Here is a 21672-nt window from a genome sequence, read left to right as displayed (position 1 = left end):
GCACCTGCCTATCTTTGTAAAAATTTTACCTAACGCCTTTTCGGCTTCTTTACCAGATTGGCCTATGGTCCGCCCTGGATGCCCCCGACGCTACCGGACTGCCAGAAGGCAAAGAGGACCCGGAAATGAAACGCTGCATGTTCGTCGACGATTCAAGCGTCATCAGGAAGGTTGCAAAACGCATCCTGGGCGGCTCCGAAATGATTGTCATCGAGGCCGCCAGCGGACTTGACGCGCTGGAGATGTGCGCCGCCGACATGCCCGACATCATCGTCGTCGATGGCGCCTTGCCCGACGTACCGGCGGTCGATCTCATCCGTCGCGTCCGCGCCATGGAGAGCCCGATAAGGCCGCAGATCCTGATTTCCCTGGTCGAGCTCGATATTGCTTCGATCATGCGGGCCAAGCGCGCCGGCGCCCAGGGCTATCTCTTGAAGCCGTTCAACCGCCCGCAACTGCTCGAGCGCTTTCGCACCTTGAAGAGCGCAACTGATTCGGCACCCTTGAGCAATTCCAGAAAAAGTGCGTGACGGTTTCCTGCTCGGAAGCCCAAAAACAGACCGTTACCAGCCCGTCATGCAAAAACCCGGACGAAGCCGGGTTTTTTTGAAAAGATTCGAACGATTCGTCGCTCAGGCGCTGACGCGAATGTCTTCCGGTTCGCGCAGCACATAGCCGCGCCCCCAGACCGTTTCAATGTAGTTCTGACCGCCCGATGCCGCATCGAGCTTTTTGCGCAGCTTGCAGATGAAGACGTCGATGATCTTCAACTCAGGCTCGTCCATGCCGCCATAGAGGTGGTTGAGGAACATTTCCTTGGTCAGCGTGGTGCCTTTGCGCAGCGAAAGCAACTCCAGCATCTGGTATTCCTTGCCGGTCAGGTGCACGCGCTGGCCGCCGACTTCGACTGTCTTCGCATCGAGGTTGACCACCAGGTCGCCGGTGGTGATGACCGACTGGGCGTGGCCCTTGGAGCGCCGCACGATGGCATGAATGCGGGCAACCAGCTCATCCTTGTGGAACGGCTTGGTCATGTAGTCGTCTGCACCGAAGCCGAGGCCGCGCACCTTGTCCTCGATGCCGGCCATGCCGGAGAGGATGAGAATAGGTGTTTTGACCTTGGAAAGGCGAAGCGTTCTCAAGACCTCGTAGCCCGACATGTCAGGCAGGTTGAGATCGAGAAGAATGATATCGTAGTCGTAGAGCTTGCCTAGATCGACGCCCTCTTCACCGAGATCGGTCGTGTAGACGTTGAAACTTTCCGATTTCAGCATCAGTTCGATGCTTTGTGCGGTTGCACTGTCATCTTCTATCAGCAGAACACGCATTTCATTCCCCTTTTCTGCTGCCGGACCATTTCACGACCCGTCCGGACCCGGAGCAGTGGTTGCCTTGTGCAGAGGCTGCCATTGAATGGTTAACAAATCCTAATTTCCCGTCCATGACGGTACCAGATTTTTTAACCTCTTTCTACACCCTCTTGAATCTAATAACGAATCTCAGAACCAAATTCCTAATGCAACACATTAACAACCTGGACTAAGCGACTCCAGGGACTCATCGACGTCGCTTCCGCATCGGTGGCCGGAATTTTTACCCGGCCTTAAGTCCTGACCCGTATGATTAACAATGCCCGTAAACGAATGGTTACCGTCGGCAAAAAACTTTAGGGTTTTGTTTCCCATAGTTAGGGGAAAGGCGGTGGACACGGGTGCGGCCTGGGCGTTTCCAGGTGGTTTGGACGATAGATGCGGGTGTGCGTTTCCGGGAGTACCGAATCATGAAGTCACGTGAAAACCTCGTTCGGCTGAAACAGTTTCAGGTGAATGAGAAGCGGCGGCAGCTGCTGCAGCTCGACATGATGATCGCCGAGTTCGAACGCATGGCCGTCGAACTGGAGCTTCAGATCACCGCCGAGGAAAAGAAGGCCGGCATCACCGACATCAACCATTTCGCCTATCCGACCTTCGCCAAGGCGGCTCGCCTGCGCCGCGACAACCTCAGGAATTCCCAAAGCGACCTCGCCCAGCAGCGAAGCGCCGCCGAATCATTACTCGGCGAAGCTGAAGCGGAGCTTTCCAAGGCGGAAATGCTGGAATCGCGCGACACGAAGATCCGCGAAGCGGAAGTCGGTGGCCGCAGCGCCATGATCGGCTAAGACCTGGCGGTTTGCCGCGCCAACGCCCGCCATCAGGCTGGCGCATTGTCGCGGCTTGCGGCTCCGGCGGGAAAAATGAATCCGCCCTACGCGGCCCAATCCCCTTCACTCTCGGCAATTGCCCTTGCACGGGCATCCTTGATATCCGGCGCATGCTGCTCCGCCCATGACCTGATCTGGGTAAGCAGTCCCGCCAGGTTCTGGCCGAGCTCGGTCAATTCATATTCGACGCGCGGCGGAATGACCGGGAAGATCTCGCGCCGCACCAGGCCGTCGCGCTCGAGCACCCGCAGCGTCTGCGTCAGCATCTTCGGCGTGATGCCTTCGAGCTTGCGGGCGAGCTCGCCATTGCGCAGCCGGCCTTTGCGCAGCGCGCAAACCACCAGATAGACCCATTTGCTGGCCAGCATCTCCAGCACGGTGTGCGAAGGACACGTCCGCCGGAACGCATCATAGCCGAAACCGCAATCATCTTCACTATCCATGAGGTGCGTATGTATCAGAAAGGTACATACTGGACAAGAGACTATTACTATCCAAATGATAGCGGCATCAACAGGAGACATCTCAATGCGTGCCGTTATCCAGAATTCCGTCGGCGGACCCGACGTCCTTGTCATCGCCGATCAGCCGGATCCCACGCCAAAGGCCGGCGAAGTGCTGGTTCGCGTCAAGGCCGCAGGCATCAATCCGGTCGACGGCGCCGTCCGTGCCGGCTACTACCCCTTGCTCGGCGAGCCGCCCTTCATCCTGGGTTGGGACATCTCGGGAACTGTCGAAGCACTCGGCCCCGGCGTCACCGGCTTCAAGATCGGCGACGAGGTGTTCGGCATGCCGCGCTTCCCCAAGCAGGCGGCGGCCTATGCCGAGCTGGCTGCCGTGCCTGCCGATCAAATCGCACTGAAGCCGAAGGGCGCGGACCACCTCCAGACGGGCGCCTTGCCGCTGGCCGGCCTCACCGCCTGGCAAGGGCTTGTTCGTCACGGCAGACTGAAATCGGATCGGCGCGTATTGGTGCATGCGGGAGCCGGCGGCGTCGGTCATCTGGCGGTGCAGATCGCCAAGGCGCGCAGCGCCTACGTCGTCGCCACGGCCAGCCCGGGCAAGCTCGATTTCGTCCGCAAACTGGGCGCCGACGAAGTCATCGACTACACCAAGGGCGATTTCACCGATCAGATCCGCGACATCGATCTGGTGCTGGATCCAATGGGCGGCGACCACGCCCAACGCTCGCTGAAGGTGCTCAAGCGTGGCGGCGTGCTGGTGTCATTGCTCGATGTCAGCGACAACACAAGGGCCCAGGCCGGCGCGCGAGACATTCGGGTCGAGCGTATGTCCGTCGTGCCCGACAGTGAGGGCCTGCTGGAACTGGCTCGGTTGATCGATGCCAACAAGCTTGCCGTCCATGTGACGAAGAGCTTCCCGCTGGACCATGCGGGAGCCGCTCACGCCTTCCTCGCCACCAAGCCGATCGGCAAGGTTGTGCTATCGCTCTGAGCGGGAGCGGTGAAAAACAGAAGGGCGCGGGGTTAGCCGCGCCCTTCGTCTAAATTCGCAATGGTCAGTGCCGGTATTGCTGGATGCGTGTCGTGCGCAGCCCGGCAAGGCCATATTCGTCGATCGACGCCTGCCAGGACAGGAATTCCTCGGTGGTAAGCTTGTAGCGTTGGCATGCCTCGTCCAGGCTCAAAAGCCCGCCGCGCACGGCCGCAACCACTTCCGCCTTACGCCGGATAACCCAGCGACGTGTATTGGTCGGCGGCAGATCGGCAATCGTAAGAGGGCTGCCGTCAGGCCCGATAACATATTTGACTCTCGGTCTAACCAGATCGGTCATCGTACTCTCTACAAAAAACTCAAAGACCCAATCCCCGCCACGTTACCGCCACAGCTTTAAAAATTGCCTAAGCAGACCCTAATGACTAGGTAAGGATCATGAACGCCGCGTTAGTCTTTTCGCCGGCATTTGAAACATCTGCCCGCAAACCCTGATTTGCCGGGGAAAATGCATCCCCTGGCGGAGATCGGACGCAACCGGTGAATCGCCCTGCACGCTGGCGCGCCGGTAAAGCTTGACCTATATTCTCGACATTGGCATTGAGGCGCCGTGCAGAACGAAAGCATCATGAACAGTCTCGATCTTCCCGGACGTCCCGAAAACACCCGCATCGTCGTCGCCATGTCGGGCGGTGTCGATTCCTCTGTCGTCGCCGGCCTGCTGAAACGTGAGGGCTACGACGTCGTCGGCGTCACCTTGCAGCTCTACGACCACGGCGCGGCGACGCACCGGGCCGGCTCATGCTGCGCCGGGCAGGACATCGACGATGCCCGCCGTGTCTCCGAGACGCTCGGCATCCCCCATTATGTGCTCGACTACGAGGAACGCTTCCGCAAGGCGGTCATCGATCCCTTCGCCGAGAGCTACGTCGCCGGCGAGACGCCGATCCCGTGCGTTTCCTGCAATCAGACGGTGAAGTTCGCCGACCTCCTGGCCACCGCCAAGGAGCTCGGCGCCGACGCGCTGGCCACCGGCCACTACATCCGTTCCGGCGCCAACGGCGCCCACCGCGCGCTCTACAGGCCGGTCGACGCCGACCGTGACCAGAGTTATTTCCTGTTCGCCACCACGCAGGCACAGATCGATTATCTGCGCTTTCCCCTTGGCGGCCTGCCGAAGCCTCAGGTTCGCGCCATTGCCGAGGAGATGGGGCTGGCGGTTGCCGCCAAGCAGGACAGTCAGGACATCTGCTTCGTGCCGCAGGGCAAGTATTCCGACATCATCGCCAAGCTGAAGCCAACCGCCGCCAATCCGGGCGACATCGTCCACATCGACGGCCGCGTGCTCGGCCGCCATGAGGGCATCCTGCGCTACACGATCGGCCAGCGCCGTGGCATCGGCATCGCTTCCGGCGAGCCGCTTTACGTCGTCCACCTCGATGCCGACCGCGCTCGCGTCGTGGTCGGCCCGCGCGAGGCGCTGGAGACGCACAAGATCTATCTGCGCAATATGAACTGGCTGGGCGACGGACCGCTCACAGACGTCCCTGCTGGCGGCCTGGAGCTGTTCGCCAAGGTCCGCTCGACGCGGCCGCCGCGCCCGGCCGTGCTGCATCATCGTGCCGGTGCCACATGGGTGGAACTGATCGACGGCGAGTCCGGCATCGCGCCGGGCCAGGCCTGCGTGCTCTACTCCGACGACGGCAACGAAGCTCGCGTGTTCGGCGGCGGCTTCATCGAGCGTTCGGAGCGTGGCGCCGAGGCCGAGGCGATGCTGACCCGGCTTGCCGCCAGGCCGGCCCAGATACCTGCCGAATAAGATACCTGCCGAATAAGGTTCCCGCCGAATAATCCGCGCTTCAGGAATTCGACTTGGTGTGGGTGACCGTGCCGGCGGTCAGGATGCGCAGCACCCTGATCGCTTCCTCGCCGCTGGTACGCGGTTCGGCACGCGTCTCGATGCACTGGATGAAATGCTCCAGCTCGCGTGTCAGCGGCATGCCCTGGGCAACCGCGACATAGGACGGCTCATTGGTGGTGAAGGCCCATTGGCCGCTGTCCTGCCACACCGCGTGGCGGTAGACGGCTAGCTTGCGTTCCCATGGCTCGACGTCGTCGAACACCGCCATCGCCTTGGTGCCGACCACGGTGAGCCGCCGCTCGCGATAGGGGTTGAGCCGCGAGGTGAAGAGATGGCTGCGCAGGCCGTTGGGAAAGCGCATGTGCAGATGGGCGAAATCGCTGAGACTGTCGAGCAGAGCGGCGCCCTCGCCGCGCACCTCGATCGGCTCGGTGCCGGTGATCGCCAGGATCATCGACAAATCGTGCGGCGCCAGGTCCCACAGCGCATCGTTCTCGGTGTGGAACTTGCCGAGGCCGAGGCGGTGCGAGTGGATGTAGCGCACTTCGCCGAGTTCGCCCTTGTCGATCAGCCCTTTCAGCGTCTCGAAAGCGGGGTGGAACCGCAGGACATGGCCGACCATGAAGACGCGGCCATTGTCCTTGGCCGCCTGCACCGCACGCTCGGCGTCGGCAACCGTCAGCGCGATCGGCTTTTCCACCAGCACGTCCTTGCCGTTCTCGACGGCGCGTACCGCAAGGTCGGCATGGAATTGCGGCGGCAGCGCCATGACGATGGCGTCGATATCGTCACGCACGAACAGCTGGTCCGGCTCGATCGCCAGGCAGTCCTGCTCGCTGGCGAAGCCTTCTGCCCGAGCCCGGTTGGTATCGGAGACCGCGTGCAGCGCGCCGAGCGCCTTTAGAGTGCGGATGTGGTTGCTGCCCCAGTATCCGCAACCGAGGACTGCTATGCGCGGCTTCATCTGTTTCAAACTCTAAAAACTCTTGGCCGAGACATAGCGACGTGCCCCTTCGAACTCAACCCCGGCGGCGGCAACCAAATGTCCGCACGGCAAAGCTTTTCGATAATGACGATAAGCCGCCAAGCCGGTTGCTTCGAAGCTTGACAGGCTCACCCTCCCAACCTTATATCCGCGCGACCTTGGCGAACGCCCCCGACATGCCTTTCGATTTGAGGCGGATTTCGGGCCTTTCGCCGCCTTGGCGGGGTAGCTCAGTTGGTTAGAGCACGGGAATCATAATCCTGGGGTCGGGGGTTCAAGTCCCTCTCCCGCTACCAAATTTCTTCAAACTAAATCAGCAACTTAGGTGCCATCCAGCGCGCCTCTGTTGCTGTTTCTATGTCGCGCCATGTTGCAAGCCGCTACCATTGATTTCCAAGGGTTTCCTGCGACTATCGGCTAGTCCGTGCGACATGGATGCGACATGGGGGACCGAATGCCGAAGCGGCAAAAGCCGGCGAAGCTGCTTGATTACGCCAAGCAATACTTCGGCGCCGCGGTGGCGGCTATTGGCGGTTTGGGCGTCATTGTTGGCGGGGCAGTCGCCGTCTACTCCCATCGCGACTGGTTCGGATTCGCGACGTCCTACGTAACAATACGGCCAATCGCATCTACGAAAGAGTACATGCGTTTCCTTGCCGAGAATGAAGGAAATCGGCCGGCGTCAATAGGCAGGGTGAGTGGCGAGTTCCATTTTGCCGGGACGATAAAGTCGACCTTTAGCGGAAACCTGCGGCTCGATCTCGAGGAGGGTGAAAGTGTCATTCCGGCCGAAGGTTCACAGACGCTGCGAGTTCACTTTGCTGACCGCGCTCGCTTCGATACCCTTGAGAGCTATCTTTCTGGCGTGGGCGATTTGAACGACACGCAGTGCGTATTTGGGTTTGAAGTCATCAACTACGATGGACACCGGGAACGCCTCCAGGCTACCTTTGACTGCCGCTTGTTCCTTGGCCAGTATCTCGGCATTGGCAACAGCAATCTCCCGCTCCGATATCCAGCAGATAGCCCGCCACCACCGGCAGCGGGCTAATCCTGCATATTTGCAGGTTTTGATCAGGCGGCGGCTTTGCGCTCGTCCATCACCTTCTGGTGGCAAGCCGCAGCGGTTTCGCTCAATCGCTCTGTCAAGTCTCGGGCTATCCAAAGCAGATGCTGGACCTGCTGCATGGTCTTATCGTCTGAGCCCGCGTCGGAGACTGTGACGATCGTGCTGATGAGCGTCGACAGATTCGTGATATCGCCTTCGAGGTCGTTGAGATTGTCGCTCGGGCCGCTCATGCCTGCACCTTTGGGCCGTAGTTGACGCGGAAACGCTCCTCGGTCATCAGGACGCTCTTGTGGTTGCTGGTGGCAGACGGGCCGACGCGAAACCAGCGCTCGCCTTTGCGGTCATGCTCTGGCGCGCGCCGGACGAAGATCTGCGTGACGTCGCCCCATTCGTAGGGGGACGCATACCAGCCATCGCCCTCGTACTTCGTCGTCGTGCGGAACGCTGCAATCAAGACACCGCATTGCTTGTCGCCGTTGGTGTTGACGGTCCAGTTGTAGATATCGGGATCCAGTGCCTCTGCGGCAGCCTTCAGTTCGGCTACAGCCGCTTGGAAGCGGTCGACGGGTGTGTGCTTGGCCAACGCGGCGTTTGCCGCTGCAGCGCCACCTACAACCGGGAGGGAGGCGATTGCGCCAAGCGCGGCGCGGCGGGAAAATCTTCCAGGAAATGCAGCGGGCATAGCTTCGCCGGCCGCCGGAACAAGGGTGTTCGGCATGGTGTGATTGCTCCAAATGGTGATATTTACACCATTAACGATAATTCCATACCCTATTTGATGTCAATGACATTTGGTGATAAAAACACCATATGAAGCCAGTTCAATGCCGCATGGGGCGTGCAGCCCTCAATTGGAGCACTCTCGACCTCGCCAAGGCGGCTGGTGTTGGAGGGAACACGGTCAACCGTTTTGAGGCAGGCCAGGACGCTCGGGTGAGCAGCGTGGATAAGATGCGCGCCGCCCTCGAATCTGCCGGCGTCGAGTTCATCCCCGAGAACGGCGGCGGCGCTGGCGTGCGGCTCGCAAAGCCGTAACCGGCCATCGCTTGCCTTTCCACATGAACGGCGCAATGCTGCCCTTGGGGAATGGAGGGCAAGTCAATGAAAGAGACCGATAAGATTTCGATGCAGGCGTTTATTGCGGCTGCAATCTTCACCGGCGGCCTGTGGTATTTCATACCTGGCCTGCCTTGGTGGGCTTACTTGATCGTGCTGGTGCTTGTCGCCGGTGGTGTCTATCAGGAGCGGATCAAGACCGTGTCGCAAGAGAAGATCATCGATCGCGGCGACTGGCCGAACAAGGGCGACCAATGAGGCAGGAAGTTGGACGCTATCGATGCCGCGGCAGCGACGGGCGGGAATACATTGTCGTTGAATACCAGAACATGGTCGCCTTCGACGGCATGAGCGGTCGACAGTATAGGCCGGGGACGAAAGAGCTTCGCTTAGAGCATGGCGGCGCTGTCAACTTCATCGACGAAAACACGTTTCAGATACTCAGCACTGACGAGATCATTCAGAAGGTGGATTAGCTACTCAAGGCTGCGCTGGCGTAGGGCGTCCCTCCGAGAGCTTCAGCACCCTTGCCCTGTTCACTGCCTGCGAAGCACGGAACCGCTCCAGGGCCGCCGCCTGCTCCTCCTCACGGGCTATTCGATACACCTCGGGCAGCGGCTGCCAGTCGCGCGGCTTGTTCTTCATCGTCCACTTCGGCCGGCGGAATCCCCAGTGCTCGATCGCGACGAGATCCGAGCCATCAAACCAGCATGAGACGTTCAGCTTGGCGAAGTGGAGAACTCGAGCCGCCCACCAGACCCGATCGATTTCGAGGTCGACCGGGCCTTCTTTCCATGGTGTCCAGCCCTTGCCGGGTCTCTCTGTCAAGTCGCTGTCGCGCACTCCACGCCTCGTCGTTGGAACGTGGCGGATATTGCATAAGCCGAAACTTATAGGCAAGTCCCGCACACGTCCCGCGAGCTTAGGCTGCGCAATCTTGTGGTTGCCAACCTTTGGTGGTCTCGCAGAACCGGACATCGACCCGGTCAATCTGGTCAAGATGAGCCAACCGGTCGACCATACGCCTGACAGAGCCGTCCCCGTCGAGGTATTCATGATACACTGCGCGCAGGAGCCTATCGGCGGGACCGTTGAATGGCTTATTCCGATGCTTCTCCCATCGACGTACGGCTTGCTCGTCGGCCCCTAGGATGCCTGCGAGGTCGCGCTGCGTGAGTTCCATTTCCATGCGGATGAAGCGTAGCTCGGCTCCGGTAAGCGGCTTTGGGGCTTCGATTAGCCACGCGCCGATTGCTTTGTGTAGACCCTCGGTGTCCTGGATAGAGATACCTTCACCGTATGCTGTTTCGTGCTTGGTATAGCCATTCTCGAGCCATACGTTGTCGAGACCGCTATCGGTATAGTGGTAAGCCATCTCCCTGTCTTCCTTTCTAAAATACCGTCACCACGATAAGGCGGGTCGCCCACTCTATGGCGACGGTACACGTCAACTCTTCACCGGCAGCGTGTCGGTACAGATTCACCTGCCAGTTGCCCTTCGAGTTATAGAAGGGCCCCTCTGTGATCGTTCCACGCTGCACACACAGCTCTATTTGCCTTCGGGAGATCCTACGCTGATGACGTCGCTTCTTTGCATGACCGATCACAACGATGTTTTCGGTGTCCGCAGCGAGTCTGCGGATCATCTGCAAGGCTTGGTTGGTCGTCAATCTGAGCGGTACGATCTCTGCCATGCACCTATCAATATGATAGGCAGATGTAAACAGTCAATGAACACTTTGGTTCCAGTAGGCACGTTTTGGGTGATTTCGATGAAAAACGGAGTTCGTCGTTAATTGCCGTAGCCAATTTCCACGTTTGGTACACGCCATTCGTCGCAGTGAGTTGCCGTTACGGAGATCCGCGTCGCGTATTCGCTACGATCAGCCCCTGTGCATCATGCGGCGCCCGCCGGTTCCTTCAGCGCAAACTGCCGTTGCCCCATCTCGTCGACTGCGACGGAGAACTGCGTGAAGAATACGTCGACGATGTGCCACGGCAGGGTGTGTCGATGGATCGATCCGTCGAGGCCCTTGAACTGGAAAGCGAGGTACTGCCCATCGGGAGAACACCCCAGCCAGAAGCCATCAGCCAGCACCGACGTGAAGTCGCCGAATTGCGCCTTGAAACCGGCCTGTTGCTGTTCGAGATCAGCGGCTTCCTCGGGCGTTGTCGGCCGCCACCATGCTTCGGGCTTGTCGGTCATCGGCGTGGCCTCCGGCCTAGGCTCGTATAGGATTCTTTGACCAGGAACTGCTGCAACCTGTTGAGCGCGATGTCGCCAATCGTAAGGTCGTCGATCTGCTCGCCGCCTGGCAGTTGTAGGACAATGGGCGTTCGGTTGTTGCCGGCCGATGCCGGCGCCATCTGCATCTTGGCGAGGCCTCCTCCGGCAAAGCGCTGGACGGACATGCCACGAGTGAGGCCATCGGCGATCCCGCCCATGCTGAAGCCCTTCGACAGGCCGCGGAAGGCGTCGATATTGGGCATGATGCCGGCATTGAGGGCGGCAAAGAAATCAGCGCCAAGAGCTTTCACGATTTTCGCCCTGACCACGAATTCGCCGACGCTCAGCCGGGCCAGGATGCTGTCGCTCGTACCGGTGCCAGGACCATGGGCGAGATGTCCGCCACGAGCGAAGCCGCCATGCGAGCCGCCGCCGTCGGATGACCCAGAGCCTGCCGCCGCCGCGCGGAGCGACTGTGCGGCCGCTGCTGCCGCGCGAAGCGATGCAAGAATCCGGTTGATGGCGCTTTCGATCTGACTGGCCAGGCTGGACACGATGCCCTGAAGGCCAGAGAAGCCGCCTTGCAGCAGCGCACGAATGCCGCTCAAGATGGCGCTGATCTTGCCGGGCAGCGTCGTGAAGGGCGCCACAATGGCCTCTGCGGCCGCCTGGGCGGCTCCAGCGTCGAGGTTGCCGAGTGCACTGGTGAAGCCGTCTGCGGCCTGCTGTGCGGCCGGCGCAATGGTGCCGATTGAGTTGGTGATTTCATCGGAGACGCCGCCCACTGCACCGCTGGTATCGTCTACGCTGCTCTTGAGACCGTCGAGGGCTTTCTTGCCTTCCTCGGCACGATGCGCAACGCCATCGATGACGTTGAAGGTTTCGGAGGTAAGCTTGCCGTCGGCGCCGCCGCCCCTGAAAACACGAATTTGATGGTCGAGGTTGCCGACTTGCGCGGCGGTCTCGCCTGTAGCCGCGGCGACACCCTTCAAGCTGCTTTCCGTGGCAGCCGCATTGTTCCGCAGATCGATGATGTTCGAGACGACCTTGCCATCAATCTTGGCCTGAATTTCTTCGAGTTCGCGTTTCGCCTGAGCAACGGCTTTCTCACGGATAATCAACTGTTCAAGCGCCGGGTCGACGTCCAGTCCAAGCCGCTTTTCCATAGGGCCGAGCGCGCTCTGTTCCTGGCTCAACTTCGCCGCTTCGAAAGCTGCGCGTGCACCCTTAGCCTGAGCCTCGGCGTCCGCAATGGCTGCCTTGGCCGCGTCGACATGCGACTGCGCCAGACGTTTCAGCGCTTCTTCCGCGCCAGGAACCCCTGCCTTCACATTGCGGATGGCGCCGTCGAGTTCGGAAAGCGCCTTTTTATGCGCATCGGCCGCAGCTGCGCTGTCAAATTGCTTGTTCTTGATGAGGTCGAGAACAATCCCGGCGCCCTTGATTCCGGCGGCTATAAGCAGGATCAACCGGCCCAACGGGGTCAGCGTCAGGAAGGCGTTTCGCAGGAAGACAATCGCTCCGATCAACTGCCCGATGCCGCCGAAAACGAAACCGATTCCGCGACCGAGTAGGCCCAGGGCAATGAGCACCGGACCGATCGCCGCAGCGACAGCGGCGACCTGCGTGCCGAGCCGGAGCATGGCCGGGTCGAGGTTGCTGATTTTCTGCGTGAGGTCTGTGGCCTTCTCCACAAGCTTCGTGACGAAGTCGAGCAGGCCTGACTTGCCGATCGCAATCGACAGGTTTTCAACGGCGCTGTTGAATTGGTTAAGTTCGCCGGCAAGGCCCTTCACCCTGGTGGCGGCGATATCGGCGGCGTTTGTCGCCAGCAACCTCGCCATCATTTCGTCGATGCCCTTGCCGCCCAACTTCATCAGAGCCAATGCGGTGCGCAGCGCATCGGTGCCGAAGATGGTGGAGACGGCGTCGTTTCGATCTTCCTGGGAGAGGTTCGAAAGCTTGTCCTGCAGGATCTGGGCAATCTCCGACATGGATTTCATCTTGCCAGAGGCGTCAAAGAAACGGATGCCGAGCTTTTCCATCATCGCCGCGGCTTGTTTGGACTGAGGCACCAGCCTGGTGAGGAAGGTTTTAAAAGAGGTGCCGGCGTCGGAGCCGGAACTGAAGCTGGTCGCCGTCGCTGCCAGCACGGCATTGAATTCTTCGAAGTTCACACCCAGCGCACCAGCGGCACCGCCGGCCTGGCCTAGGGCCAGAGCATAACCTTCAAACGACAGCTTGGATTCTATGGTCGCGCCGGTGACGGAATTAACAATTGCGGGAAGCTGTGAGACCTTCAGGCCAAACTGGTTGATGAGATCGCCTATGGCAGTCGCTGCCGGCGCCAGTTGCGTATCATTGGCGGCGGCGAGATCGACCATCGCCTTCGCCGCGCCGCCCATGATGGTCTGAAAGTCGATACCGACCTTACTGAGCTCCGTCATCCCCTGAAGGGCTTCCGTCGAGGAAAACACTGACGCCTGGCCGAGTTCCTGAGCTTTTTTTGTGGCATCTTCAAACGCGCTGCCGACGACACCGGCGTTCGCGGCAAAACTGTTGCCGGCCTTCTCGAAGTCGGCCGCTTGTTTCAGGATGCCCACACCGGCGCCGACGAGAGGAAGAGTCAGGTGCGTGGCAAAGGTTTTGCCGAGGTTCTGCACGCTCTTGCCGACGTCGTTGAACTGCTTGCCGAGGCTCTGAAGCTGGACCTGGGCTTGTTTGAGCGAATTGAAAAACCCGGGCGATAGCCCTTTGGTCTCAGCGGCTGCTTTCTGGAGTGCGCGAAAGGCTTTCTCACCGGCCGCGCCGAATTCTTGGAGTTCACGCTTTAATTCTTTTCCGCCGTCCAGTTCGATGCGTTGCTTGATCGTCGCGGCCATGGGTTATGCCCCCGCAAGTTGAGATTTGGCGATTGCCAGGCTGTCCGGCAGCGTGTCGCGATTTGCCAGCGAAGCCGATCCGCGAACGCCACGACTTGCGATGCTGATCGCGACGGCGGCCGAGATGTCGGGAGCATCGAGGGCAAGCTCGAGCGCGGCCTGTGCCAGCGCTCCGTTGCCATGGGCACCGCGCACGATGTCAGTCATGCGCTGGTAGAAAGCCTTGCGGCCGATCTTCCTGCCCTCTGCCAGACCGCTGGCCTTGCCCTCGGCATAGCCCGCCGCTTTGGCCTGTTCGAGTTCGGCGCGCTCGGCTTCCCGTTCGGCCTTTTGTCTGGCCGCGTTCTGAGCCTTGTGCGCGTTCCAGTCGAAGGAAGGCGGCTCACTACGGATTCGGTCGGCATCAATGCCGCTTTGCTCATAAGCCGCCAGATGCCGGCGCTCCATGGCTGCAATGAGATCGTGATCGATCTGCACCGGGGCCACGTCGTCGTCGCCGATGAACGCTCGCTGCTGGCTGATCAAGACGGGCTGGCCCCATTGATCGAGAATGAAAGGCATCAGGAATCCTCCTCGTCGTCTGGCTCGTCGTCGGGAAGGCCGGCGCGAAGGTTGTTGGACATTTCGTCGAACTTGTCGGAAAGCCGCTGCCGGCCGGCATCGATGATCGTTTCGATGCGCTGGCGTTCGCGAATGTCCTTCGTGATTTGCGCGGGCAGCACGGAAAGCATGGTGATGAAGCCGCCGACCACCTGGTCGAGACAGCCGTTGCACTCGTCCATGGTGATGAGCTTTCGCTCTTCTCGGGCGATCCTGAGTTCGATCTCGGTCGCCCTGGCATCGCGAACGCGGTCGGATGAGCCGGTGCCGCGGCGGGCCGCCTCGCCGGCCACCTTGAAGTCGAGATATGAGCGGACGGATTCGCCGAGCGGGAACAGTCCTCGGGAGGCCTTGGACAGCACGCCTGTCCGCGCCAGACGCGCGATTGCCTGTTTCGAAATGCCCAGCAAATCGGCCAGGAACCCGGTGGAAACGAGCTCGTCGGCGTTCAGCATTTGTGAACACCCGTGTGAAAGTGAAAGTGCGATTTCGAAAATCCCAAAAACGCAGAAAAAATGCCCCTCGCGGTCCCGTATCCGTGGTACGAAAATTCAACCGGAACCTTAATGGGGGGGTGGGTGGTGGCGGCCGGCCACCGTCCAGAGTCACCGGCCGCCCTTGACTGCCAATCGAACGGAGAAGATCCGATCGACAGTGATGGACGGCTCAACCTCGCGAGTATCCGCCGTCCAATCAGCATCGCGTCACCCAGCTCGAGAGCGCGAAGCATACTAGTAATCCGCACGCAGACCCGGCCCGTCGAGAGAGAGGACGGCGCGCGGGTCGATGTCATCCGGCCATTGGTCATGAAGATCATCAGCCCACACCAACTGCGAGAGGAGACGCTGTTCGGCAAGCAGGCTGCCATTGATGCGTGCGGTCATGCTGGCCCGCTGCTCTTCGGATAGTGCGCGCTCCTCGTTGGCGAACTCGTCGATCTCGCCAAGGATGCGTGCGGTCACCTGGTCCTTGAACAGCCAGACAGTCAGCGCGACGTCAGGCGATACCGTGTGTTCGTTGTAAAGGTCCGGCCGCCCTTGCGCGTCACGCTTACCGTAGCCGCGCAGCACCACGTCGGCAGAGGCGAGAGGCCATCCCAATTGGTTCCGATAATCGATGGACTTGCTAACCGAGACCGTGCCCTTCAGTGCGAGGTATTCGATCTCCTCGAGTGCTCGGCGCTTGGCATCAGCAGCCGGCCAGGGCCGGGTCTCGACGTCGGCCAAGTCGGCGCGCAACCCTGTGAGGCGATCAAGCACGGCAGGGATGGTATCGGCCTTGCCTGCCTTGATCGGCGATGACCATTCCTTCAGCGCTGCGATCGACGTCTCGCCGAGGTAGCGGTCGAGCGTATTGATCAGTCGACCGACGACATTGGCTTTCGATATCCACGGGTCGCGGCGCTGCTCAAGTCGCTCGATTTCCGCGGTGAGGTCAGCAAGCTTCGACTGAAAATTCTGGTATTCCCTGTTCTCGTCGAGCTTTTGGGAATTCGTGTCGCGCTCGATCTGGCGCAGCCGGATGTTGACCTTTTGGCGCTCGAGCACCTTCTCGTTGATGGTGTCCTGCACCGCGCGGCCGAGTAGGAACCACTCGTCCTTTTTCTCGGTGAGGGTGCGATAGCGCTCAGCGCCAAGGCCAGGCAGCTTTTCCGCGATCATCGCCGGGTTGGAAAAACGGCTCATCAGATTGCTGACCGGATAGCCCTCCGATGATCCCGCATTGATCCCGCCATGTGGCGCGGCCGGCGTGGGAGATGCCGCGGGCGCCGACCATCCGGCATCGGCACTGGCGCTGCTGCGCGCGGTCGGCGCTGGCGCCTGATAGCCCATCTCGGCGTTGACCTTGGCGATTGCGTCATCCCAGGTTGCGCCGGACTGCTTGGCGCGGAAGTCGGCCCATGCAGACGAGCCTTTCGCGGGTTCCGAACTTTCGGGGAAAGGCGAGTTGCCGAACATGGCGGCGGCGAGCGTGTCGGGTCGGTCGGACATTGGGTGAAACTCCTTCGTTCGAATCAGTATCGCCGACATGGTTGGCGGTACGAATAGGCCTACGGCCGCCACATGGATTCAATGTTTTCAATGACTTCGGCGATACGCCGGCGAGAAAGAGGCTCCGGATACGCCTTGAACGCGAGCCACAGCCAGCCTTGCGGTCGGCCGGAATAGCGGTCCGGACACGCGTCCAAAGTCAGATCCCGCTTCCACCCGTTGCCGGCGTAGCGTTCCATGTCGCGGGCGATCTCGGCAGCCGAGAATCCATCTTCAGCAAGAGCAACGAGGCAGCGATCACGCACAAGCAGCGCAGCGCGTTGCCGTAGCGTCGGGGAACATCGGCCGGCGAAGGCGAGCAGTGATGTCGCCGGAACGCCGACGAGCGCAGCCTGGTCGGCCGGCGCCAGATCAGCCAGCACGATCTCGGCTGTCGCCTCGGCGAGGATCGCGGCGAACATCGGTCAGCCCCTCGCGCGCGCAGAGGAAGCGCTATGGCATTGGAAAGAGACGGTCTGAATCTGTGTCTGCGTCTCGCTCTCTGGTCTGCGTCTCCGTTCTGTGTCTGCTCTGTGTCTGTGTCTTATATATCGATACCCTTTGGATACCGTATCGATAGCGTATCTCTGGCTGGTCATTGCTCGATCTCCGCGCGCTGGCGTCGAGCCTCTCCCTGGAGCAACAACCGGACCTTTTGAGCCGCCTTAAACTCGCCGATCACGACGGCGCGGACCTGCTCACTCTCGATCTCATTCACGCGCGTCATCGTGCCTGACGCGTGCTTCTCGTTCATCGGTGGACAGACCTTGAACCAGCCTGTCACGAATATCTCACTGGTCTCTTCGTCATAGGCGACCAGGCAGGCCTCAATAAGCTCGTCTAGGTGTTGCCGGTATTCCTCCGCCGTCCATCCAAGATCGGCCAGCGCATAGCCAACCGGCAGGCTATAGGCGCCTGCGCTGTTCTGGTGCGAGCATGTGATGAAATACACCAGCAATAGGCGCGCGCGATCACTGGTGAGGCCCAGGAAGCGCTTTGATCGCCACAGAGCCGACGACACCTTGGAGAACTCGCGCCGGCTCATGGGCGAGTTTCCCGGTAGCGCGCGATTTCTGAGCGGGCAAAGGCGATCTTCTCATCGCGCTCCGAAAACGGGATCGACTGGCGGACGATCTGCCGGCGTGGGTTGTTGCCTTCGATACCCGACGCCATCACCTCCGCTATGAACGCGATGTAGAAGACCGGCATGCTCTCGACGATTAGGCACGTATGACTGTCCGGCTCCTCATAGTTTTTCCATGTCTGGAGGAAGCCGCCGGTGAGCGACCCAGTCGACCACCACATCATGACATCTGGGGGACCGTCTTCGTTTTCATAGGAGATGAACGTCGCCCATCCTGGATCCGGCATAGCCGCAACCGCGGCGTCGATCTCATCGAGCGCATCCGTTAGACCGACGATCGAAAGATAGTCGGAGCCGATTCCAGACTTGACGATTCGCATGTAGCGCTGTGCGGACCGAGGCGAAATGCCGGCCGCTTTCAGGAAGCCCGTCCACTCTCCATGCGCACAGAGTTCCTTCGCCTCGACCAGTGATTTGCCCATGACGATGATGCAATCCGCCGACATCCGCTGAGCCTGGGCAAAAACGACACTGGCGTTTTTGATCTCAGCAGCGAGGACCGGCAGACGGTTACTGTTCATCGCTCCTTGACGATCGCCGGGATTTTCACTATTTTCTTGAACACTGCTGCTTTCGAAATCTGCCCGGTTGCCGCCTGCCCGCGGCGCCGGGTTTTCCATGTCAGGCGGCTGCATCCACACCTCCTGCCCTAATGAGGTTGGCGAGGCGGATCGCAGCGCAGGCGTCCTGCGCATCGAGCGGGTACCGGCTCCTGATCTCTACGATGGCCGCGCCAGGGCGCTGCGCCTTGGGCGTCTCGACGATGAAGCGCGCTGCCTCTTGGATGACGAAGTTCGGGTCGAGGTCGGTCTGGCCCATTTTATGCCGTCTCCCCTTCATCCATGAAGAAACGCGCGAGCTTACCCCGGTCGGCCACCCAGCGGCCGCCGACCTTCTTTGCGGGGATCTGACCTGTCTCCAGAAGGTGGAATGTCTGGCGTGGTTTCGCCCCGATAACGAGGGCGATAGCTTCGGCTCCCCACACAAGCTCAATGTCGTTTGTCGCGTTCAACTGCCATCTCCTATCGGTTACGTTTTAATGAAAATAAATGTAACAAACGGGTAGGCATTGCGCCATTCTGAAAGCGCTGGTAAAACTCCACATACAGTTTTCGGCTAAGAAAGCGTAACATGGTCCCTATCAGGTTGAATTGGCGGCGCTTTCCAGAAGGGGAGCAGGCTCAATTCGGCGACGTGGTCGACCTGCTTCAGGCGCTCAAGGAGAATCGCCTTGATCTCGTCACCTACGAATTAAACGATCTGGCCGGCTCGGCGGCATCGCCAGATTCGCCCATTGTCATGCACCTGATGAACGCGCGGGACGACGTGGCGCTTGACGCTTTCCAAAAGCGTTTCGGGCCGTTGACGGACCCGCTGGTCGAGGGGGGGAATAATTCGTGGCTCACGATGAACGAAGCTCGCGAGCGTTTCGACCTCTACCTGAGAATTGCGCCGCCACGGCCGAACCGGATTGGCTTGGTCAATGATCTTTTGGCAAGCGTGTCGCTGCGACCCCAGGTCTACTTCCCGGATGGCGCGCAGACGCCACAGATCGTCCTCACGGCCGAGTCCCTCTACGATTTTATGCTGATGGAGATCGCCACCATCCATCAGGTCGGTGCCGTGGTGACTGCCTGCAGCCATTGCCGAAAGCTCTATCTCACCGGCCCTCTTACCGGCCGGCGCTCACATGCCGTCTATTGTTCCGACCGGTGCCGCGTTGCCGCGATGCGCGCCAGAAACGCCGAGAAAGGTTGAAAAATGTCCATCCGAAAGCGCACATGGACCAATGGCAAGGGCGAGGAAAAGACCGCCTGGGTTGTCGACTATGCCGACGGCAAAGGCGTTCGCAGGTTGAAAACCTTCGCCAAGAAAAAGGACGCCGACAGCTTCGCCGCAACAGCCAAGGTTGAGGTCAGGGAAGGCTCGCACGTTGCTGACAGTGCGAGCGTCACTGTGAAGGCTGCGGGTGCCTTCTGGATCGCGACCGGTGAACAGGACGGGCTCGAGCGTTCCTCGATCGACCAGCGCAAGCGCCACCTGCAACTGCACATCGAGCCGTTCATCGGCCATACGCTGCTATCGCATTTCACAGTGCCGGGCGCCCGCGAGTTCGCCGACAAACTGCGAGAGAACAGCCGCTCGCCGGCCATGGTTCGAAAGGTCATGGGTTCATTGGCCTCCATCTTTTCAGACGCACAGGAACGCGGCCTTGCTACCCGGAATCCGGTCAAGGATCTCCGCGGCGCCCGCCGGAGAGGCAAGGAACGCCAAGCCGACAAGCGCCAGAAAAGCAAACTCAAGATTGGTGTCGACATTCCAACCCGTGAGGAGATCAAGGCTATCGTCGGCGCGGCGACGGGCCGCTGGCGCCCTCTCCTGATCACCGCAATTTTCACAGGCATGCGATCATCAGAGCTGCGCGGCCTTCGCTGGCAGGATGTCGATTTCGAGCGTGCGCAGATCAGCGTGCATCAGCGCGCCGACGACTATGGCGAGATCGGCCGGCCAAAATCGGAAGCGGGAGAAAGGACGATTCCGGTTCCGCCGATGGTCATCAACGCCCTGAGAGAATGGAAGCTCGCCTGCCCTCGCCGCCTGACTGGCAACGACATTGACGGCAATCCGGTGAGAGAACTGCACTACGTTTTCCCGACGGGAAGCGGCAACATCGAAAGCCGCTCGAACATGACCAAGCGCGGTTTCCTGCCGACCCAGGTGCTAGCCGGCGTGACTGTGCCGAGCGATGAGCGAGACGACGCTGGCGAGGTCGTCATGGTGGGCAAGTATGGCGGCATGCACGCCCTTCGCCATTTCTATGCCTCATGGTCGATCAATCGCCCGCAGGATGGCGGGCTCGGTCTTCCCCCAAAGGTCATTCAGGAACGGCTCGGGCATAGCTCGATCATGATGACGATGGACGTCTATGGGCACCTATTCCCGCGCGGCGATGATGCCGATGAAATGGCTGCAGCAGAGCGGTCGCTTTTGGGTTGAGTGCGACATAGACGCGACAAAGAGCCAAATTCCGCAACGAAATCAGTATTTGCCCCAAGCATCATAATCCTGGGGTCGGGGGTTCAAGTCCCTCTCCCGCTACCACTTCAAACCCCACTATCGTACGCAATGGCCGATTGTGGCGGGCTGCCCAATGCGGTGTCCTGTGCGATAGCGGCTATATCTGACCTTCCTAGGGCGAGTAGAAGCCTTCAGCGACCTACATCATCTCGCTCAGTGACGCCAATGTGGCTAACGATGGCGTCACCAGACATTCTCGCCGTCACCCACGCGTATCGGCTTCACCCCTCGGGAGTTTCGCGCTCGCCTGCCGGGCTTCGCCTTCGATCTCGATCTTGCTCCGCGCTTGAAGATCGAAGCGCACCGTTACGGTGCGCATGCGCGCATGCAGGACTCCGTCCAGCGTACCGCGCATTTCATGTAGATAAGCCAGCGACGATTTCCCAAGCTTTTCTATAACGCTGCGAACGGTGACCAGAGTTCCCACCGCGGTTTCATGCACGTAGTCGATCTCCATCCTCACATCCGCCCAGCCGAGGGTCGGCGTCAAACGAGGATCGGCAATCCTGCCCAGCAACTGGAAACTGGCGTCATCAAACATGGCCACATAATGACGAACGTTGAGATGGCCCATCGCGTCGCACATCCAAGGATGCACGACGCCGACATAGGTTTCGATGCCGGGCGTCAAAACCCGACCTCGTTTGCGCCCTTGAGATCCAGCAGTTGACGGGCTTCGTCGGGCGTCGCGATTTCGAGCGACAACTCGTTGAGAATGCGCTTTATCTTGGCAACCTGTTCGGCATTGCTCTTAGCGAGCGTGCCCTTGCCGACATAGAGGCTGTCTTCCAAACCGACCCGTACATTGCCGCCCATGATCGCGCCCATCGTGCAGAGATTTATCTGGTGCTTGCCCGCGGCAAGGATCGACCAGAGATAGTCGTCTCCGAACAGCCGATCAGCCGTCCTGCGCATGTGCATCATGTCTTCTGGGTCGGCGCCGATTCCGCCCAGCAGCCCGAAGATCGTCTGGACGAAAAGCGGCGGCTTCAGCAGCTTGCGGTCTAGAAAGTGCGCAAGCGTGTAGAGGTGACTGACATCGTAGCACTCGAACTCGAATTTCGTGCCATAAGCCTGGCCGACTT

General features: G+C 60.2%; 30 protein-coding genes and 1 tRNA gene. 10 read left to right on the top strand and 21 right to left on the bottom strand.

Annotated features, from left to right (window positions below):
- Positions 1-125: 125 nt before the first annotated feature.
- The gene (locus EOA19_RS11890; protein ID WP_128303696.1) at positions 126-530 is read left to right on the top strand and encodes a response regulator; all 405 of its coding nucleotides are present in this window, start codon (positions 126-128) and stop codon (positions 528-530) included.
- Between the two features lie 102 nt (positions 531-632).
- Here EOA19_RS11890 and ctrA read toward each other — a convergent pair whose 3' ends face one another.
- On the bottom strand, positions 633-1328 hold the full coding sequence (gene ctrA, locus EOA19_RS11885; protein ID WP_006203583.1) for a cell cycle two-component system response regulator CtrA: 696 nt from the start codon (positions 1326-1328) through the stop codon (positions 633-635).
- Between the two features lie 452 nt (positions 1329-1780).
- Between ctrA and EOA19_RS11880 the strand changes: the two genes are divergently transcribed.
- Positions 1781-2158: a flagellar export protein FliJ gene (locus EOA19_RS11880; protein ID WP_013529907.1), complete on the top strand. Its 378-nt coding sequence runs from the start codon at positions 1781-1783 to the stop codon at positions 2156-2158.
- An 86-nt stretch (positions 2159-2244) separates the two neighbouring features.
- On the opposite strand, the gene EOA19_RS11875 is transcribed toward EOA19_RS11880, so the two are convergent.
- Positions 2245-2643 (bottom strand): helix-turn-helix domain-containing protein, encoded by a 399-nt coding sequence (locus EOA19_RS11875; RefSeq protein WP_023809911.1) that lies wholly within the window; start codon positions 2641-2643, stop codon positions 2245-2247.
- Between the two features lie 85 nt (positions 2644-2728).
- On the opposite strand from EOA19_RS11875, the gene EOA19_RS11870 reads away from it, so the two are divergent.
- The gene (locus EOA19_RS11870; protein ID WP_128303695.1) at positions 2729-3655 is read left to right on the top strand and encodes an NADP-dependent oxidoreductase; all 927 of its coding nucleotides are present in this window, start codon (positions 2729-2731) and stop codon (positions 3653-3655) included.
- 64 nt (positions 3656-3719) lie between these two features.
- Here EOA19_RS11870 and EOA19_RS11865 read toward each other — a convergent pair whose 3' ends face one another.
- The gene (locus tag EOA19_RS11865) at positions 3720-3995 is read right to left on the bottom strand and encodes a DUF1153 domain-containing protein (protein ID WP_013529904.1); all 276 of its coding nucleotides are present in this window, start codon (positions 3993-3995) and stop codon (positions 3720-3722) included.
- A gap of 288 nt (positions 3996-4283) precedes the next feature.
- On the opposite strand from EOA19_RS11865, the gene mnmA reads away from it, so the two are divergent.
- Complete coding sequence (gene mnmA, locus EOA19_RS11860; RefSeq protein ID WP_023809913.1) at positions 4284-5474, top strand: tRNA 2-thiouridine(34) synthase MnmA; 1191 nt, start codon at positions 4284-4286, stop codon at positions 5472-5474.
- A gap of 40 nt (positions 5475-5514) precedes the next feature.
- Here mnmA and EOA19_RS11855 read toward each other — a convergent pair whose 3' ends face one another.
- Positions 5515-6480 carry a Gfo/Idh/MocA family oxidoreductase gene (locus EOA19_RS11855; protein ID WP_128303694.1) on the bottom strand — a complete coding sequence of 322 codons (966 nt, stop codon included), beginning with the start codon at positions 6478-6480 and terminating at the stop codon, positions 5515-5517.
- Positions 6481-6720: 240 nt separating this feature from the next.
- Between EOA19_RS11855 and EOA19_RS11850 the strand changes: the two genes are divergently transcribed.
- Together EOA19_RS11850 and EOA19_RS11845 are read left to right on the top strand one after the other, a co-directional pair.
- Positions 6721-6797 (top strand) — tRNA-Met (locus EOA19_RS11850).
- Between the two features lie 158 nt (positions 6798-6955).
- Positions 6956-7552 (top strand): hypothetical protein, encoded by a 597-nt coding sequence (locus tag EOA19_RS11845; RefSeq protein WP_128303693.1) that lies wholly within the window; start codon positions 6956-6958, stop codon positions 7550-7552.
- A gap of 23 nt (positions 7553-7575) precedes the next feature.
- Here the strand turns inward: EOA19_RS11845 and EOA19_RS11840 are convergent, their stop codons facing one another.
- Positions 7576-7800 (bottom strand): hypothetical protein, encoded by a 225-nt coding sequence (locus EOA19_RS11840; protein WP_128303692.1) that lies wholly within the window; start codon positions 7798-7800, stop codon positions 7576-7578.
- Complete coding sequence (locus EOA19_RS11835; protein WP_128303691.1) at positions 7797-8288, bottom strand: hypothetical protein; 492 nt, start codon at positions 8286-8288, stop codon at positions 7797-7799. The genes EOA19_RS11840 and EOA19_RS11835 overlap by 4 nt, the downstream gene beginning before the upstream one ends.
- A gap of 383 nt (positions 8289-8671) precedes the next feature.
- On the opposite strand from EOA19_RS11835, the gene EOA19_RS11825 reads away from it, so the two are divergent.
- Both EOA19_RS11825 and EOA19_RS11820 read left to right on the top strand, forming a co-directional pair.
- Positions 8672-8884, top strand: coding sequence for a hypothetical protein (locus tag EOA19_RS11825; protein WP_128303690.1), 213 nt, complete (start codon positions 8672-8674; stop codon positions 8882-8884).
- Positions 8881-9102 carry a hypothetical protein gene (locus EOA19_RS11820; RefSeq protein WP_128303689.1) on the top strand — a complete coding sequence of 74 codons (222 nt, stop codon included), beginning with the start codon at positions 8881-8883 and terminating at the stop codon, positions 9100-9102. Before EOA19_RS11825 ends, EOA19_RS11820 begins: the two co-directional genes overlap by 4 nt.
- Before the next feature lie 4 nt (positions 9103-9106).
- Here EOA19_RS11820 and EOA19_RS11815 read toward each other — a convergent pair whose 3' ends face one another.
- The 13 genes from EOA19_RS11815 to EOA19_RS11755 all read right to left on the bottom strand — a co-directional run bounded on the left by EOA19_RS11815 (position 9107) and on the right by EOA19_RS11755 (position 18521).
- Complete coding sequence (locus EOA19_RS11815; protein WP_128303688.1) at positions 9107-9469, bottom strand: hypothetical protein; 363 nt, start codon at positions 9467-9469, stop codon at positions 9107-9109.
- 79 nt (positions 9470-9548) lie between these two features.
- Positions 9549-10001 (bottom strand): transcriptional regulator, encoded by a 453-nt coding sequence (locus EOA19_RS11810; protein WP_128303687.1) that lies wholly within the window; start codon positions 9999-10001, stop codon positions 9549-9551.
- A 16-nt stretch (positions 10002-10017) separates the two neighbouring features.
- Positions 10018-10320, bottom strand: coding sequence for a DUF4258 domain-containing protein (locus EOA19_RS11805; protein ID WP_128303686.1), 303 nt, complete (start codon positions 10318-10320; stop codon positions 10018-10020).
- A gap of 203 nt (positions 10321-10523) precedes the next feature.
- Positions 10524-10832 carry a hypothetical protein gene (locus EOA19_RS11800; protein ID WP_128303685.1) on the bottom strand — a complete coding sequence of 103 codons (309 nt, stop codon included), beginning with the start codon at positions 10830-10832 and terminating at the stop codon, positions 10524-10526.
- Positions 10829-13735 (bottom strand): phage tail tape measure protein, encoded by a 2907-nt coding sequence (locus tag EOA19_RS11795; protein WP_128303684.1) that lies wholly within the window; start codon positions 13733-13735, stop codon positions 10829-10831. The genes EOA19_RS11800 and EOA19_RS11795 overlap by 4 nt, the downstream gene beginning before the upstream one ends.
- Positions 13736-13738: 3 nt before the next feature.
- Positions 13739-14260 carry a hypothetical protein gene (locus EOA19_RS11790; protein ID WP_128303683.1) on the bottom strand — a complete coding sequence of 174 codons (522 nt, stop codon included), beginning with the start codon at positions 14258-14260 and terminating at the stop codon, positions 13739-13741.
- Positions 14261-14295: 35 nt separating this feature from the next.
- Positions 14296-14790 (bottom strand): hypothetical protein, encoded by a 495-nt coding sequence (locus tag EOA19_RS11785; RefSeq protein WP_023667640.1) that lies wholly within the window; start codon positions 14788-14790, stop codon positions 14296-14298.
- Positions 14791-15066: 276 nt separating this feature from the next.
- Positions 15067-16326 carry a hypothetical protein gene (locus EOA19_RS11780; protein WP_128303682.1) on the bottom strand — a complete coding sequence of 420 codons (1260 nt, stop codon included), beginning with the start codon at positions 16324-16326 and terminating at the stop codon, positions 15067-15069.
- Between the two features lie 59 nt (positions 16327-16385).
- Entirely contained in the window at positions 16386-16787 is a 402-nt protein-coding gene (locus EOA19_RS11775) for a hypothetical protein (protein WP_128303681.1), read from the bottom strand.
- Between the two features lie 173 nt (positions 16788-16960).
- A complete protein-coding gene (locus EOA19_RS11770) occupies positions 16961-17410 on the bottom strand; it encodes a hypothetical protein (RefSeq protein WP_128303680.1) in 450 nt (149 codons plus the stop codon).
- A complete protein-coding gene (locus tag EOA19_RS11765) occupies positions 17407-18144 on the bottom strand; it encodes a DUF3102 domain-containing protein (RefSeq protein WP_164892909.1) in 738 nt (245 codons plus the stop codon). The genes EOA19_RS11770 and EOA19_RS11765 overlap by 4 nt, the downstream gene beginning before the upstream one ends.
- Positions 18131-18328, bottom strand: coding sequence for a hypothetical protein (locus EOA19_RS11760; protein ID WP_023748812.1), 198 nt, complete (start codon positions 18326-18328; stop codon positions 18131-18133). The genes EOA19_RS11765 and EOA19_RS11760 overlap by 14 nt, the downstream gene beginning before the upstream one ends.
- 1 nt (position 18329) lies before the next feature.
- Entirely contained in the window at positions 18330-18521 is a 192-nt protein-coding gene (locus EOA19_RS11755) for a DNA-binding protein (RefSeq protein WP_128303678.1), read from the bottom strand.
- Positions 18522-18640: 119 nt separating this feature from the next.
- Between EOA19_RS11755 and EOA19_RS11750 the strand changes: the two genes are divergently transcribed.
- Positions 18641-19267 (top strand): hypothetical protein, encoded by a 627-nt coding sequence (locus EOA19_RS11750; RefSeq protein ID WP_128303677.1) that lies wholly within the window; start codon positions 18641-18643, stop codon positions 19265-19267.
- A 3-nt stretch (positions 19268-19270) separates the two neighbouring features.
- A complete protein-coding gene (locus EOA19_RS11745; protein ID WP_128303676.1) occupies positions 19271-20506 on the top strand; it encodes a site-specific integrase in 1236 nt (411 codons plus the stop codon).
- A 283-nt stretch (positions 20507-20789) separates the two neighbouring features.
- Here EOA19_RS11745 and EOA19_RS11740 read toward each other — a convergent pair whose 3' ends face one another.
- Positions 20790-21218 carry an acyl-CoA thioesterase gene (locus EOA19_RS11740; protein ID WP_128303675.1) on the bottom strand — a complete coding sequence of 143 codons (429 nt, stop codon included), beginning with the start codon at positions 21216-21218 and terminating at the stop codon, positions 20790-20792.
- Positions 21215-21672, bottom strand: a 458-nt coding sequence (locus EOA19_RS11735) for a 3-keto-5-aminohexanoate cleavage protein (protein WP_164892908.1), incomplete at its 5' end; no start/stop codon positions are given. The genes EOA19_RS11735 and EOA19_RS11740, both read right to left, overlap by 4 nt.

This window comes from Mesorhizobium sp. M7A.F.Ca.US.010.02.1.1, assembly GCF_004023085.1.
Taxonomy (GTDB): domain Bacteria; phylum Pseudomonadota; class Alphaproteobacteria; order Rhizobiales; family Rhizobiaceae; genus Mesorhizobium.
Note: the sequence above shows the minus strand (reverse complement) of the source record. Positions and strands in the feature narration are given on the sequence as shown.